This window comes from Pseudomonas sp. B21-010 (genome assembly GCF_024749325.1).
GTDB lineage: Bacteria > Pseudomonadota > Gammaproteobacteria > Pseudomonadales > Pseudomonadaceae > Aquipseudomonas > Aquipseudomonas kilonensis.
Genome location: NZ_CP087198.1, coordinates 6,123,112 through 6,137,967 on the forward strand (window position 1 = coordinate 6,123,112; position 14,856 = coordinate 6,137,967).

The 14,856-nt window shown below is 58.6% G+C and carries 12 protein-coding genes; 5 read left to right on the forward strand and 7 right to left on the reverse strand.

All coding sequences use genetic code 11. The features are described 5' to 3' along the window. Positions 1-98: 98 nt before the first annotated feature. Both sctV and LOY50_RS27425 read right to left on the reverse strand, forming a co-directional pair. Entirely contained in the window at positions 99-2,186 is a 2,088-nt protein-coding gene (gene sctV, locus LOY50_RS27420) for a type III secretion system export apparatus subunit SctV (RefSeq protein ID WP_258689663.1), read from the reverse strand. Further along, positions 2,183-3,310 carry a TyeA family type III secretion system gatekeeper subunit gene (locus LOY50_RS27425; protein WP_024618609.1) on the reverse strand — a complete coding sequence of 376 codons (1,128 nt, stop codon included), beginning with the start codon at positions 3,308-3,310 and terminating at the stop codon, positions 2,183-2,185. The genes sctV and LOY50_RS27425 overlap by 4 nt, the downstream gene beginning before the upstream one ends. A gap of 310 nt (positions 3,311-3,620) precedes the next feature. Here LOY50_RS27425 and LOY50_RS27430 point away from each other — a divergent pair, with 310 nt between their 5' ends. Next, positions 3,621-4,172: an RNA polymerase sigma factor gene (locus LOY50_RS27430; protein WP_214510024.1), complete on the forward strand. Its 552-nt coding sequence runs from the start codon at positions 3,621-3,623 to the stop codon at positions 4,170-4,172. After that, entirely contained in the window at positions 4,169-4,765 is a 597-nt protein-coding gene (locus tag LOY50_RS27435; RefSeq protein ID WP_253470246.1) for a GNAT family N-acetyltransferase, read from the forward strand. The genes LOY50_RS27430 and LOY50_RS27435 overlap by 4 nt, the downstream gene beginning before the upstream one ends. 245 nt (positions 4,766-5,010) lie before the next feature. Here the strand turns inward: LOY50_RS27435 and LOY50_RS27440 are convergent, their stop codons facing one another. Then, positions 5,011-6,225: a cytochrome P450 gene (locus LOY50_RS27440; RefSeq protein ID WP_258689666.1), complete on the reverse strand. Its 1,215-nt coding sequence runs from the start codon at positions 6,223-6,225 to the stop codon at positions 5,011-5,013. Between the two features lie 275 nt (positions 6,226-6,500). On the opposite strand from LOY50_RS27440, the gene LOY50_RS27445 reads away from it, so the two are divergent. Then, positions 6,501-7,658 carry a serine hydrolase domain-containing protein gene (locus tag LOY50_RS27445; RefSeq protein WP_258689668.1) on the forward strand — a complete coding sequence of 386 codons (1,158 nt, stop codon included), beginning with the start codon at positions 6,501-6,503 and terminating at the stop codon, positions 7,656-7,658. 175 nt (positions 7,659-7,833) lie between these two features. On the opposite strand, the gene LOY50_RS27450 is transcribed toward LOY50_RS27445, so the two are convergent. Further along, positions 7,834-8,958, reverse strand: a complete 1,125-nt coding sequence (locus tag LOY50_RS27450; protein WP_258689672.1) for a transglycosylase SLT domain-containing protein — start codon at positions 8,956-8,958, stop codon at positions 7,834-7,836. 186 nt (positions 8,959-9,144) lie between these two features. Between LOY50_RS27450 and LOY50_RS27455 the strand changes: the two genes are divergently transcribed. Both LOY50_RS27455 and LOY50_RS27460 read left to right on the forward strand, forming a co-directional pair. Continuing rightward, complete coding sequence (locus LOY50_RS27455) at positions 9,145-9,633, forward strand: CesT family type III secretion system chaperone (protein WP_253470254.1); 489 nt, start codon at positions 9,145-9,147, stop codon at positions 9,631-9,633. An 11-nt stretch (positions 9,634-9,644) separates the two neighbouring features. Continuing rightward, complete coding sequence (locus LOY50_RS27460; protein ID WP_253470256.1) at positions 9,645-11,768, forward strand: type III effector; 2,124 nt, start codon at positions 9,645-9,647, stop codon at positions 11,766-11,768. Positions 11,769-12,006: 238 nt separating this feature from the next. Here LOY50_RS27460 and LOY50_RS27465 read toward each other — a convergent pair whose 3' ends face one another. From LOY50_RS27465 to LOY50_RS27475, 3 genes are all read right to left on the reverse strand, one after another. Continuing rightward, a complete protein-coding gene (locus tag LOY50_RS27465; protein ID WP_258689675.1) occupies positions 12,007-12,978 on the reverse strand; it encodes an AEC family transporter in 972 nt (323 codons plus the stop codon). A gap of 74 nt (positions 12,979-13,052) precedes the next feature. After that, positions 13,053-14,042: an SIS domain-containing protein gene (locus LOY50_RS27470; RefSeq protein WP_253470260.1), complete on the reverse strand. Its 990-nt coding sequence runs from the start codon at positions 14,040-14,042 to the stop codon at positions 13,053-13,055. After that, positions 14,035-14,751: a hypothetical protein gene (locus tag LOY50_RS27475; protein ID WP_258689678.1), complete on the reverse strand. Its 717-nt coding sequence runs from the start codon at positions 14,749-14,751 to the stop codon at positions 14,035-14,037. The genes LOY50_RS27470 and LOY50_RS27475 overlap by 8 nt, the downstream gene beginning before the upstream one ends. Positions 14,752-14,856: the final 105 nt, after the last annotated feature.

A 14,856-nucleotide genomic window follows, 5' to 3' on the forward strand; every position in this document is an offset into this window, starting at 1 on the left:
CGGCGGCCCCCGTCCTCTGTCACAGCCAGGCCATCGAACACACCTGGATTTGCATCGTTACGTGGAGACACCGCTGCTGGCGTGCCAAGACAAGCCCGTCACGCGGCATCCTCCATCCGTAGTTTTTCCTGCTCGAGATCAAAGCGTCCCAGCACGGTGACCTGGGCGTTGCTGTGCAGCTCGCTGAAGGCGAGTACAGGCACGTGATTGAATTCGTCGCGCAACAGATCGCGCAGCGGCGCCCGCAGGTCTTGCGCCACCAACAGCACGGCCACGCGCTTGGCGCGCAACGGGAAGCCTTCGCGCAACTGCATCACCAAGGCGCGGGTATGCAGGCTTTCCAGGGCAAAAAAGGTTTCCGTCTGGGTCTGGCGCAGCGCATCGCGCAACAGGCCTTCGGTTTCCGGCGTCAACAGCCACACGTGCAGGCCGTCTTCGTCACGGTACTGGTGATAGATCTGCGACTTCAGGGCGATGCGCGCGTAGTCGGTCAGCGCACCGACGTCACGCTCATGCTGCCCATGCTCGATCAAGGACTCGGCGATCAGCCGCACCGCGCGCAGCGGGACACCTTCGCCGGCCAGGCGCTGGAGCACGGCGGCGAAACGGGCCAATGGCATGGTCCGCTGCAGCTCCTGCACCAGCTCTGGCTGGCCCGCTTCGAGCCAACTGAGAATCGACTTGCTCTCCTGAAGCCCCAAGAATTGCGGGCCCGTGGCAAACATCGCGCGGCTCATCCGCTCCACCAGCAACTCGGCGGCCGACACCGCCTCCACGCGTTCGTCCGCCAGCAGCGGATCGTCAGGCGTCAGCCATAGCCACTGCTGCTCGTCACGCACCTCGCTGCCGACCTGCCCGTCGCGCGGTTCCAACGGCAGCGGCCCGCGCGCCACGGCCACACGTTCGCCGAAAGTGGCCCGCAACATCGGCACCTCGTGCACGCAGAAGCGGAACTCGTCGTCTTCCAGCAGTGCGCTGTATTCGATCTCGAAGGGCGGCAGGGTCAGGCCAAAGCCGGCCACCAGGGCATTGCGCTTCTTGCGGATCGCCTGGACGACTTCCTCGGCGGCCGCGTTGCCTTCCATGGCTTTGGAAAACTGCAATAGATAGGCACGGGTCGGGTCGAAGCTGCGCAGGTCCTCAGCGCCGTTCTGTGCCGGGACCACGACCTCCGCTGGCTGGTCGCCCTGGCGTGCCAGCCGGGCGCGCGAGTAGAGCTGAACGATGCCGGCGGTGCCGGTGATCAAGGCGATGACGACGAACACCAGCGTGGGCATGCCGGGCAAGGCCGCGAAGCCGAGCATGCCCACCGAAGCGATCACCCAGGCCTTGGGTTCGGCGGTCAACTGCTGGGTGATTTCCTTGCCGACGCTACTGCCCGCCGGCTGCCCTTCTGGCGACACCCGGGTGATGATCATGCCCGCAGTGAGGGAAATCAGCAGGGCCGGAATCTGCGCGATCAGACCGTCACCGATCGTCAACACGGCATACAAGTGCATCGATTCGGACGCGCCCATGTCGTGTTGCATCATGCCGACCGTAAAGCCGCCGATAAGGTTGATCACCACGATCACCAAGCCCGCGATGGCATCGCCCTTGACGAATTTCATCGCCCCGTCCATCGCACCGAACAGCTGGCTTTCCTTGTTCAGTTCCTCGCGACGCCGCCGGGCTTCGCTGACATCGATCAGGTTGGCGCGCAGGTCGCTGTCGATGGACATCTGCTTGCCCGGCAGCGCATCCAGGGTGAACCGCGCCGCTACTTCGGCGACCCGCTCCGAGCCTTTGGTGATCACCAGGAAGTTGACCACCGTCAGAATGAGGAAGATGACCAACCCGACTGCAAGGTTGCCCCCCACCACGAAATTACCGAACGCCTGGACGATATGACCGGCGTCGCCCTGGAGCAGGATCAATCGGGTGGTCGCCACCGACAATGCCAACCGGAACAGCGTGGTCAGCAGCAACACCGCCGGAAACGAGGAAAACGCCAGCGGTCGTGGCAGGTACAGCGAGAGCACAATCAGCAGGCAGGAGATGCAGATGTTGATCGCGATCAGCGCATCGACCACCGGGGTCGGCAAGGGCAGGATCAGCATGAACACGATGCCGAGCACCACGAACGCCGCAACCACCTCGATGCGCCGCACCGCTTCGTTGGCGACTTTGTTCAACAGGGCGATCATGAGCGCGCTCCAATCACCGGGGCAGCGGTCTGGCTTCGGGGCTCGCCACGGGAACGCTCATCGAGCAGCACCAACAGGTTCTTCAGCGCGGTCTGTCGGCTTTTGCTATCGCGCCAGAGGGGCAGCGGCAAACGCTTGAGCAAGGGGTACAGGCCGTTCAGGGAGACCAGTTGGTCCCGCTCCTCTTCTCCACCCAATTCACGCCCGATGCGCCGTACTTCCGCCGCCGACAGGCCACTGCTGACAAACCCCAGCATGCGTTGGAGCAACAGCACGGCCGTGAGCTGGCTGGCCGGGCAACTGTAGGCCAGTTGCTCGAGCAAACGGCGGCAGCTGTGCAGGACACTGCCCAGTTGAGTCGAGGCGGCCAGGCCGATCAACAACGTGCGCAACAGCGCGGTAGGACGTGACGGTGTGTGCGCAGCGATGTCGTCAGCCAATGCCCGGCGCATCATGTCCAGCCCCGGCACGAATGCCGCCTCGCCGAACAGGCCAAGCAACGCCTGCATCATGGTGGGCAACGATTGCTTGAGCACCACGGTGTCGTAATAGAGCCGTCGTACCGCCTGGCGCAGTTCGGGATCGCCGCCCGCAGCGCGCAAGGCCTCGGCGATGTTCATGCCCGCCTGGATCTGCGCGCCATAACGCTCGCGCAATAGCTGCAGGTAGTCGCGAGCGCGCTGGGCTTCAACGAGACGACCTTGCACTTCGGCCTCGCGCAACGCTTGCTGCAGGATCAGGTCGGTACGGGCCGGGTCACCGCCCGTGGACTGCACCACCTCTTCAAGCACCGGCTCGCCACACAACAACAGACCCGCCTGGGCGGCCATTGCCCCCAGGCTCTGCTTGCCTGGGTGGCCGAGTTGGTCGTACCACTCCTCCAATTGCTCGCGCGTCTCGACGCGCACCTGGCCCACCTCGCTGCGGGCATTGCGTATACGCCGCTGGCTCAGCGCCTTGGTATTGCGCTCCACATGATGGCTGAAGGTCATGCCGACCTCCTCCATCGAATTGGACTGCACGGCCTGGAACGATTCGACAGGCTTACCTATGCCCACGACGGCCGAAACGGCCTGGGCAAGGTTGGCGGCAATATGCGCATTTGTCGGGGCTTCTACTTTCATGATGGCCGTGAACGTGGTTTTGGACGCTCAGTGGGTGGCGGCGATCCAGCATTCAGTTCCATCAGCGGTCGTGGCCTTTCTGACCGGTTCGCAAGGGTTCCTGCCCGAGCGTTTGCTCGGTGCAATTTCATGCAGTGGAACTTGGGACGGCTGTGCATGCTCTTGCACAAATAGAGCAAAAGCACTAGATAAAAACACTTATTTATCAAATAGATAAGACATAAATACGGCTTGGCACAGGTCCTGCTGACAGGGGAACCGTCGACATTTTTTGATCGACGCTATGGAACCTACTCAGAGGGATTTATTGATGAACAGCCTGAATCTCATGGCCCCCCCGCAAACCTCCCCGGCACCCACAGGTGCGCCAGACATCTGCTTCGGCGAGCAACGCAAGCTGCGTCTGTTTGTGCAAAAACGCGTACTCAATCAAGACGACGCCGACGACATCATCCAGCTCACGTACCTGGAAGCCTGGCGCAACCAGCAGAAGTTCAAAGGGCTGGCGAAGCAGGACACTTGGTTGTGTGGCATCGCCCTCAACCTGATCCGCAACCACTTCCGCCGCTTCTATGCGCAGCCGCCGCTGAGCACTTTCGATGAAAGCGAGTTCAGCGAGTCCAGTGACGACATTGACCTGAGTGAACTGTGCGACAACCGTCGGCTGTTGGACCGAACGCTGTTAGCCATGGACGCGCTGCCCAAGGACATGCGCGATACCCTGTGGACCGCCGTGGACACCGAGAGCAGCTACCGCGATGCCGCCGAACGTCTGGGCGTCCCTATCGGCACCGTGCGTTCAAGGTTGTTTCGCGCGCGTGAACAACTCAAACGAAGCGTCTACGGAGAAGCCCGGCCATGACCCACAATCGCTTGAACAGCCGACCCGACCTGCCACGCGGCGTGCGCCGCTACACCCCCGACGACTTGCCGGTGATGACAGATATCTTCAACGAAAGCGCTCTGGGAGGTACCAGCTCCCCCGTGCTCAGAGCGTTTTCCCTGAAGGAAATGACGTTTTTCGTCGACTGTTTCGTCAACGAGGGTGATCCGATCTACGTACTCGAACGCGCAGGTGAAGTCATCGCCTGGTTGATCGTCAACCGCTTCTGTTGGGGCGCCCAGGCCTGCCGATTGACCGGCGAAGTGTCGATCTACGTGCGCGGCGACCACATTGGCAGCGGCGTCGGCATCCGCCTTGGCCAAGCCGCGGTGGTGTTGGCCAGGCAGTATGGTTTCGAGACGCTGGTGGCCTGGATCATCGAGCACAACGAGGCCAGCAAACGCGGCGTACAAGGGCTTGGTGCGACCCAATGGGGACGCTTTCCAGGGATCGCCCGGTTCGCTGATAACCGTGCGGACGTCGTGCTCTATGGACTGCACCTGACGCCAGGCGACACGGCATCCACCAGCCTTTCAGCGCCAGCGCAAAACGAAGAGGCCAGCCTGGTGTAAATCCACGGCTCGTCCGGCTGGACAGTCGGGCGAGCCGCCTCTTTCTCAGGCATGGGCCTGCGCTCATTCGAGCCGATGCCATTTTTTGCACAACCCAGTGACTCCCACTGGAGGAGCTGTGTAGGAGCTGTCGAGTGCAACGAGGCTGCGATCTTTCCCCAGCCACCTGAATCTCAAGCGAAAGATCAAAAGATCGCAGGCTTCGCCAGCTCCTACAGAACCCAGCGCGAGCTTGCTCGTTCTCATCAATCCACCGACCAACGCACCGGCAGCGCCTCCGGCCCCCTGAAGTTGGGCACATAACGCCAGCGTACTGCGCCGGGATCGACCGCCAATTGCAGCCCGGGGCAGCATCGAAGAAGTGTATTCAATGCAATTTCCAGTTCCTGCCGGGCCAACGAGGCGCCCAGGCAATAGTGCGTGCCTTTGCCGAACGACATGTGCGGGCAGGCCGGGCGGGTGATGTCGAGCGTGTCAGGATTTGCACACAGCGCTTCGTCACGATTGGCCGAACCCACCACCGCGATCAGCAGTTGCCCGCGCAGCAAGCGTTGCCCGGCCAGTTCGGTGTCTCGGGTAACGAAGCGGACCATGGCTCGCTCCACCGAGGAGTCATAGCGCAGAAACTCCTCGACCGCGCCAGGCATCAAGGCCGGCTCGTCACGCAATCGCGCCAGCGCCTTCGGGTGCTGCACGAGCATGTGCACCGCATTGCCGATCATCGATGCCGACGTTTCGTGCCCGGCGATGATCAGCAGCGCGATCATGCTGCACAGCTCACTTTGGCTGAGCATGCTGCCCTCTTCCTCGACCTGCGCCAGCGCCGACACCAGGTCATCGCCCGGCTGCGCTCGACGCTGGTCGATCAACGCGAGCATGTAGCTCGCGAATTCGGTGTAGCAATGCCGCAACTCACTCAGGTCATGCCCCACCTGCTGGACGATCATGTGGGACCAACGGCGGAAATCGTCGCGGTCCTGTGCGGGAACGCCAAGCAGCTCGGCGATGACGGTGATCGATAAAGGGAACGCATATTGGCTCACCACGTCCATTTGCCCGCTCGACCGCACGGGCTCCAGCAACGTCTCGGCGATCTGTTCGATACGCGGCCGCAGGGCGTTCACCGCCTTCAACGTGAAGGCCTTGTTGACCAGGCGACGCAAGCGGCGATGACTGTCGCCATCGCGGTTGAGCATGTGGTCGTTAAGAAACGCGATGGATTGCTCACCGCCGAGCATCGCAGCGAACTGCGCATCGATCCGCGACGGGTCACGGGCGAAGCGCTCGTTGTCCAGCAGCACCTCCTCGACTTCCCGCGCACCAGTGACGTACCACATCGGCAACTGCCCTTCGGCCTGGCTGAAGAACACCGGGGACGCCTGGCGCAGCGCCGCATAATGCCGATAAGCCTCGCCGCGAAACGCGTCGCTATTCAAATCAAGGGTACGTTCGTAAGCCATGAACACTCTCCAGGGGCATCAATCATTGCTCCTGAGTGGCAGGGCTCGCCAAAAAAGATCCCTGTGGTCCGGCGTCGGACACAAATGTTATGCACGCCTCAGTGCCAATGTGGGAGCGAGCTTGCTCGCGATAGCGGTGTATCAGTCACTTCAACGTTGGCTGACTCACCGCTATCGCGAGCAAGCTCGCTCCCACATGGGGTCTACCTGTCGGTGAACCGTTTGCACGGCCACGGTCACTCAAAGGGAAACACCAACCCTTGTGTGGAGCTGACATGACGCGTGCACCTGCTATCCATGGCCAATGCGACACTCGTTTCGAACCGGTCAAAGAGGCGTTTATCCGGCTGATGCAAAGCCCCTTCGAACGCGGCGCCGCCCTTTGCATCCAGATTGACGGCGAAACCGTCATCGACCTGTGGGCCGGCACTGCCGGGCCGGAGCCGGACAGCCATTGGCAGCGCGACACGCTGCTCAATCTGTTTTCCTGCACCAAGCCCTTCACGGCGGTGGCGATCATGCAGCTGGTCGGCGAAGGACGCCTGGAGCTGGACAAACCGGTCTGCCACTACTGGCCGGCCTTCGCCAACGCCGGCAAAGCGTCGGTCACCCTGCGCCAGGTGCTTTGCCACCGTGCCGGGCTGCCAGCGCTGCGCACGCCCCTGGCACCGGAAACCCTCTACGACTGGCACACCATGACCGACCTGATTGCCGAGGAAACTCCCTGGGCCGCAGCCGGAGAACAGCAGACCTATTCGCCCTTGCTGTTCGGCTGGATCCTCGGCGAACTGCTACGCCGGGTGGATGGCCTGACGCCGGCGCAAAGCATTCACCAACGCGTGGCGGTGCCGCTCGGGCTGGACTTTCACCTCGGCCTGGACGACGCGACCATCGCCCGCTGCGCCTACATGGCGCGCACCAAAGACGAGATCGACGACGAGGCCTTTGGGCGAGTACTGACGGACGTGCTCAACGAACCGACCGCCATGAGTACACTGGCCTTCGCCAACCCGCCCATGGTGCTGGGACGCAGTAACGAGGCGGGCTGGAAACGCATGACCCAACCGGCGGCCAACGGACATGGCAATGCCCGCAGCCTGGCGGCGTTCTACGCAGGCCTGCTCGACGGGCAACTGCTGGAGTCACCGCTGCTCAACGAAATGTTGCGCGAGCACAGCGCCGAATACGACCCGACCATCCAGACCCCAACGCGTTTCGGCCTGGGCATCATGCTCAACCAGCCGGACGTGGCGAACGGCAGTTATGGCATGGGCAACGAGGCATTCGGCCACATGGGCGCCGGTGGCACCATCGGGTTTGCCGACCCTGAACGCGGTGTGGCGTTCGGATTCGCCTGCAACACCATTGGCTCCTACGTCTTGATGGACCCACGCGCACGCGGCCTGGCCAATGTCGCGATGGGCTGCCTGTAGGCTCTGGAGATCCGAAAGATCAGGTGGTGAGGGGCTGTGGAAGAACGTTCCTCACGCTCCGCGTGGGAATGCCGCCAGGGACGCTCCGCGTTCCGCTTCTGGAAGGTGACGCAGAGCGTCACGGGATGTATTCCCACGCAGAGCGTGGGAACGATCAACATGGCGGATAATCGGCTCACACCCCTGGCGGTACTACCACCTCCGCCACCTGCGGCTCGGCCGCGCCGGTATCGGGTGAGGCAACCACTTGTTCTTCGCTACCGGCCACGCGGGGCAGCGCGGCCTTGGCGATCATGTCCGGTTGGGCCAGCAACCTGCGTGATGCGTCCAGGGGCATCAGCAGGCGCCCCCTGGCCCGGCCGCGCGCGGCAGGGTTGAGCATGCGCAACTCTCGCTCATGCACACCGGACAACTGCGCCAGGTGCGCCAGGTCCACCGGCTGCGCCAAGGCGACCATCTGGAAATACGGCTGGTCGGCGATGGGCGCCAGGCTCACGCCATAGTCGGCGGGCGCATTCACCAGTTGCGACAGCGCCAGCAACCGCGGCACATAGTTCTGGGTCTCGCCGGGCAACGACAGGTTCCAATAGTTGGTCGCCAGGCCGCGGGCGCGATTGCGCGTGATGGCGTCGCGTACGCGTCCTTCCCCGGCGTTGTAGGCGGCCAGCGCCAGCAGCCAGTCGCCGTCGAAGTAATCGTGCAGGTAGGACAAATAATCCAGGGCGGCCCGCGTCGATGACGGAATGTCCCGGCGCTCGTCATAGTCGCCCCGCTGCTGCAATTGGTAACGGCGCCCCGTGGCGGGAATGAATTGCCAGAGGCCCAGGGCCTGGGCCGGCGATTGGGCATTCGGATTGAACCCGCTCTCGATGGCCGGCAACAGCGCCAGTTCCAGCGGCATGTTGCGCTTGTTCAGTTCCCCCACGATGAAGTGCAGGTAACGGCTGCCGGCACGCCCGGTCTGGGTGAGAAAAGCCGGGCGATCCACCAGCCAGCGGCGCTGCTCATCGATGCGCGCCACACCCTGGGTCTTGGCCTGCAAGGAAAACCCCTGGCGCATGCGCGTCCACAGGCTGCCGCCGCTTTGCGGGGATGACTCGCCGATCTGGATGATCGTGTCCGTAGGCGCCGGTTCAAGCCAGCGCAGTTGCGAGCGGTAAGGCTCGTTGGCAAACGGATCGCCGATGGTCAACTGCGGTTCGAGGTGCTGGCAACCATACAGCAAGGTCCCCATGGCCAGCATGGACAACCCTTTGGGGACGAATCGAAGGGCCGACAAAGGTGCAAGTGATCGGGACATGGGCGGTCAACCTTGAGTGAGGTGGCGCCATTGGGTGGCAGATCGCAAGGCAGCGGTTCCACCCGACTCGTCCGGGACGCCGTCATCGGGCGGCAGAGAGCTCGGTTGGAACCGAAATGCCGCAGGTGTCACTCACCATGGGCAGCAGGCGCTCGTCGGCGCCTGGATGACAATGCGAGGTCACTCATGGCGTCACCCATCTATTGCAAGCTGATCGATCAGCTCTGCGAACTCACAATGATTCCTACCCCGGCAGCGTTCTACGAGCAGGCGAACCTGTCGGTCAAGGATGTCGACTTTTCCCTCAAGCACACCCCTGGCGTGGGTGAGGGAGACATCTTTATCTATTGCAGCTTCGGGCCATTGCCGGTGGCGAATCGGGAAGCGGTCCTGCAACGGCTGCTGGAAACCAACCTGTACCTGCTGAGCGGCGCGTTCTGCCCTTCCCTGTCTTACAACCGCGACAGCGAACAGGTAATCCTGATCGGCCACGTCCCCCTGGAAACCCTCACGGCCGAGCGCCTGCTCGGGCTGATGGGCGGTGCCGCCGACATGGCGTTGATTTGGCGCGATGGCTACTTCTTCGACGGCGCCAGCCCAAACGACACCGCCAAGACCACCCAGCACAAACCCACCCCCCGTAGCACCGGGCTCAACAGTGCCCTGTCAATCTAGGAGAGCACGACATGCCAGATTTATCAGTAGGACGAAGCACCAGCTCGGCGGCGTTACACCAGCAGGATGATCGGATCACGCCGGTGGGAACCAGCCTGTCCGGGCAGGTTCGGCCCTCCACCAATCCCCTGGTGCCTTATCACTTCGAAGGACAGGCGTCCGACAAGACCCAGCAAACACTCAGGACCCGGCAGCAGCGCCTGACAGGACTGGTCAACAACCTCGGCAAGAAAAACCCTGAGAGCGACCCCATCGGCTACGCACGTGAGCATATGAGCCTGGAAGGCAAAGTATTGGGCTACGCGCCAGGCACAAGTTATCAAGATGTACAGAAGCATCTCGCCGAACTCGGCGGCACGCCGCACCCGATGCTGTCGGGCCACGAAGAAACCGAGGCATTCGTCAAGGACTTCAACGAATACCTGGGCAAGAACGAGGACGACAGGAAGGAGGACGGCGGTTTCAAAGCGGTCTGGGACAAACACTGCGAGCGCATGGGTAATACCCTTGGCGCCTATCATTCGTTGTGCCAGGAAGTCATCGATAAAACCCCGGAAGGGAACGATCGCCAGCTGCTGCAAAATAGCCATGAAGCCTTCCGCGGTTATGCCAAAGGTGTCATGCAAGCCATGACGCAAGACATGCCCACGCGCTTGAATACCTTCATGGAAAGCCGAATCGAGCACGCGCAACAAGCGGCGAGCAACGAGAGCCTTCCCCCGGCCGCACGCGACCAGGCGAAGGATCAACTGGGCCAGTTACGCGAGGTCCAGGGGGAGCTTGGCGAGTTGCTCAAGACCGATGACGACAAGCCGAACACGCCAAGCGAACTGGCAACGGCGACGAAGAAAAACGAGGTGCTGGACACCGCACTGAAGAACGTCGCACGCCAGGACTATGTCGCCGACCTCAAGACCAAGAGCGGCTTTGTAACCGGCCTGGCGGTGTTCGCCGGGGCGGGGATCCCGCAGGGCGTGGCGTCTGCGGGCCACTTTGGCGCAATCACTGCGTCGATAGATGAAAAAATGGCGGACGCCTCCTACGGCAAGCATGTCGCGGCGACCTCGACGGTCCTTGGCGCCGCTCACAAGGTGATCAGCGACGGCATCCGCCCATTCGTTCAGGTCGTCGTCGACAAGACCATCGGCGCCGGCCTGGAAAAAGTCGATCCGATGTCGGTCTATCCCAAGGCCTTGCAAGTCGTCACGCAGGACGGACGTCGGGTCGAGAACGCTGGACGCGATACCCTCAACCTCACACAGGAACAAAAGCGCAACGACTTCAAGCTCAAACAGAACGCGAACAACTTTGGCACCATGAGTGGTGACTTCACCGGCTACCTCGCCTTCGGTGCCGCCCATGCTGTGCGCGATACCATTGATCAATTCACCTCGGTAAACGCCGGCGGCATCGTCGCCCGTACGACGGCCTCCGCAGTGGGCGGCACCTTCATGGCGGGTGGCCAGGCAGTGGCGAAATATGCGCAAACCCACGGTGACGAGGAGATCCCCACCTACCGGGTGACAAAGGAAAACCGCAACTGGGGCGAGCTGCTACCCAAGGCATTTTCAGAAGCGACAGGAAAGCTCAACCCGATCAGCATGACCAACATCAGCGACTACGCCAACCGGATCGTAGGCGTAGGCGAAGGGGTCGCCATGCGTACAGCCGTGGGTGACGCAGCCGCGGTGGGTGAAAATCCGGAAGTGCGGGAAAAAATGGAGCAGATTGTCACCACCTTTTTCTCCTCCGGCCTGACGCTGCTTCCGTTCTTTGCCAACAGCGTGGCGGCACCACTCGAAAACAAGGCGCTGAGCGGCAAAGACGACCTGACCAAGCGAGCAAACGTACCGCTGCAGAACGTGACAAGTCCAAACCGAGACGGCCTGCCCCACACCCAGCCGGAAGGCTGGCGGCGCGACCTCGAAAATACCTACCACGTGACCCGCGGCCTTACCCAGGTCGTTCCGCAAACCGCTATCGCGGGGCTTAACCTGGGTACCGAATGGGCCCAGAGCCTGGCAACGAGGCCCAAAAAAGCCTCTGGCGATGACATTCAACTGGCAGAGCGAGGCGAAGCGCGGACCCAGGGCGGACCGTCCAACGAACCAGCACCCACTACCCGGCCAAGCTGATGAATTCGCCGGGCCATCGTTCGATGGTCCGGCGATCACCGGTTGCAAAATTCCCTTCACCCCGCTCGCATGGCTGCTGATCTACGACCAAACTCATCTTTCAGCCAAGAGCGAACTGAACGCACGTCCGCTAAGAGATGGGTTTGTCTTCGCTTAGACTGATGCTGTCCGCGTGCTGGAAGTTGAGGAAATTTCGTCAAAATCGAGGTAACGCTTCAGCGCTTCAGGCATTTTCACCTCAGACCACATCAGGAAGAAAAAAATAGCCAGCCACATTGACCACAAAAAAAGAAACCCCCGTGGTAGCCAAAAGTATTAAATTAAACTTCTGCACCGACACACCATAGGCTTGCGCAAAGATAAACGTATTTTTTGGAGAAGGCATTGCCGATATCAGTATCAGTGCAAACAACAGCAAGCCAGACAGTCCAAAAAAATACTGTCCCACCACGAAAGAAATCGCGGGATGCAAAAAATTCTTTATAAACACACCCAGCACTATTTCATTACAGTCGTTTCTCATGGTGGACGCTACACGACCAGCATAGAACGAAGCACCTAATGCTATTAGAGCAATAGGCGCCGCAGTATCAGCAATCATCTCCATACTCTCGATGATAAAAAAATCTGTATCGATCATGTGCGAGAGCTTAATTTGCGAAATGAGAGACCCCATCAGCGCGGAAACTATCAATGGATTTTTGAAAACTACCAACAGGGCTTTCTTTAAGAAAACACCCGCAGATCCAGTTTTCGAAAAGGAAGAAGTTTCCATGACAAATATCGCAACGCTCGTAAGGACAACAGACTGAAAAATAATTATTGGCACAACCAAAGCCGAATCACCCAACAGCAATATGAAGACAGGCACCGCCAAAAAAGCGGTATTTGTTTGCCCTATTGCAATAAAATTTAAACCAACCTCCACCAGACTCTTCTTCAGACAAACCCTGTACATGATAAAAATCAGGACCCACAATATAAAAACCCCCAAAGCATACGCCTGAATATAAGCATTTATATTGACGTCCGGCGTGTAATCGGATTTCAGCGTCGTTAAAAAAATCTCTACCGGGAGCGCAATATAAAAAACATAGTCGCTCAATATTTCATCAGCACCGCGACGCATAAGACCAGCAAACGAAAGCAAACAACCCAACAGTATCAAAACAAATATAGACAACGTGGAATTCAAAGACAATATCAACATAACCAGTCCACCTGCCGATCAGCAGCAACCAAACGAACACATACTTTCAATAAAAAACTCACTCTTCCTGCAAATCACACAGCAACAGAAGCTAGAAGATCATGCTTGTGCGAAACACCTAGAAGTTTTCCCTTGTGGTCAACAACCAAGATTGCAGACACACCAACACCTATACAGTCTGCAATCAGCTCGCTTTCATATACGCATCTTAAATTGACTTCCATAACATCCGAAATCTTAAGACAAGCAATATCGTCATTTCCCCTGAGCACTCGAGCCATATCGCCATCCGTAAACACCCCCAAAGGCCTGGAGAATGTATCTACCACAACGACAAACCCAAGACGCTTATTCGCCATATAACTAACCGCATCCAGGAACAATGTACCAGGCGGTAGTGCAGGGACTTTATCCCCTCTCACCATTACGTCACGAATTTTCACCGTCAACACCTTGCCTAGATTTCCGGCGGGATGATTTTTTGAGAACGCTTCCTTCGTGAAGCGCTTAATTCTCATCAGAGCCATAGCAATCGCATCTCCAACGCCTAATGTGGCACTAGAGCTTACGGTTGGCGCCAGATTATATGGACAGGCTTCCCTATCCACTTTCAACGCCACATGCGCATTTGTTTTACATGCCAATTCCGAGTCTGAAAAATTTGTCAACGCTACGGTGTTTACACCTAGATCATGAAGATAGGGAAGCAGAGATAAAATCTCTTCACTTCTACCGCTATAGGATATTAGTACTGCGAGGTCATGCGCCGTAATCATGCCCAAGTCCCCATGCTTAGCCTCGGACGGGTGTATAAAAAAGCTGGGCGTCCCCGTAGAGGCTAGACTTGCGGCAATTTTCTTACCGACATGGCCACTTTTTCCAACCCCTAGAATCACCACGTGCCCCTTGCAGGCCAATATAAGTCGAACGACATCGACAAACCCATTACCCTCCAACTCATTGGAAAGTTTTATCAATGCCCGCCCCTCACTGATCAACACCTCTCTTCCCAAAGTGAGTAGATGCCTGTCAGACCCCATTTCCGACAATAATTTATCATTCACGAATTCTTATCTCCTTACGGTCGACATTTGGATCATTTACGAACAGAGCTCCATCCCTGTAATGATTTTTTAGATAAAACGTCACAAACAAGCTATTTCTCTCATAGGAAACACTGGGATGATGTTTAGCTCCATGCCAGCTATCGTTCGATCTCAAAAAAGCAAACGCCACATTTGGCTCATAAGGAATCCTCCTAAACTCGTCAAAACCACCGTTACTTCTCACAAACAACCCGAGCCCTGAATTTTTATGTTCTGTACTTTCTGGCAGATACCATCCAAATGTCATTGCTTTTTCAACAATATCCGTGTGCGGAGGCAAATCAAATCCGGCAAAATCTTTATACAAATGCGGATAAGGAGTCACCTCAAAATCAGAACCAAACTTGTCTAGCAAAAGACGCTTGAATTGTTCACCACAAAGAAGCTCAACAATATCAATAGCAACTTTAGACCCCGAAAAAACGTTACCAAGATCAACCGAAACTCCTTCAAGAGACAAAGGCAACTCAAATCGCGTCGAGCTGCCATTTCTCAAGGTGCTTTTATGCATCAAAGGCTTGTATAAATCCAACACTGGCAAGTTGGAAATAAACTCCTTGTAAAATCCTGCCGGAACAAAGTCCTTTACTTCAAAAAACTTGAACGGTTCACTCACCAGCTCAGCGCCTGTTACTTTTTGAAAAACATACTCCATGAGTTCGGACATGCCCACCTCCTTACGGCTTTCTCAAGATCCACCTCACACAAATGAAACACATGTAACCACTCGTATCTTTTATAGGCCTTGCCCACGCCCCCAGCAATGAGATTC

Excerpts from the sequence above, each read along its gene's own strand:
- sctV (WP_258689663.1), bottom strand. The coding sequence starts at position 2,186 with ATGATCGCCCTGTTGAACAAAGTCGCCAACGAAGCGGTGCGGCGCATC.
- LOY50_RS27425 (WP_024618609.1), bottom strand. The coding sequence starts at position 3,310 with ATGAAAGTAGAAGCCCCGACAAATGCGCATATTGCCGCCAACCTTGCC.
- LOY50_RS27430 (WP_214510024.1), top strand. The coding sequence starts at position 3,621 with ATGAACAGCCTGAATCTCATGGCCCCCCCGCAAACCTCCCCGGCACCC.
- LOY50_RS27435 (WP_253470246.1), top strand. The coding sequence starts at position 4,169 with ATGACCCACAATCGCTTGAACAGCCGACCCGACCTGCCACGCGGCGTG.
- LOY50_RS27440 (WP_258689666.1), bottom strand. The coding sequence starts at position 6,225 with ATGGCTTACGAACGTACCCTTGATTTGAATAGCGACGCGTTTCGCGGC.
- LOY50_RS27445 (WP_258689668.1), top strand. The coding sequence starts at position 6,501 with ATGACGCGTGCACCTGCTATCCATGGCCAATGCGACACTCGTTTCGAA.
- LOY50_RS27450 (WP_258689672.1), bottom strand. The coding sequence starts at position 8,958 with ATGTCCCGATCACTTGCACCTTTGTCGGCCCTTCGATTCGTCCCCAAA.
- LOY50_RS27455 (WP_253470254.1), top strand. The coding sequence starts at position 9,145 with ATGGCGTCACCCATCTATTGCAAGCTGATCGATCAGCTCTGCGAACTC.
- LOY50_RS27460 (WP_253470256.1), top strand. The coding sequence starts at position 9,645 with ATGCCAGATTTATCAGTAGGACGAAGCACCAGCTCGGCGGCGTTACAC.
- LOY50_RS27465 (WP_258689675.1), bottom strand. The coding sequence starts at position 12,978 with ATGTTGATATTGTCTTTGAATTCCACGTTGTCTATATTTGTTTTGATA.
- LOY50_RS27475 (WP_258689678.1), bottom strand. The coding sequence starts at position 14,751 with ATGTCCGAACTCATGGAGTATGTTTTTCAAAAAGTAACAGGCGCTGAG.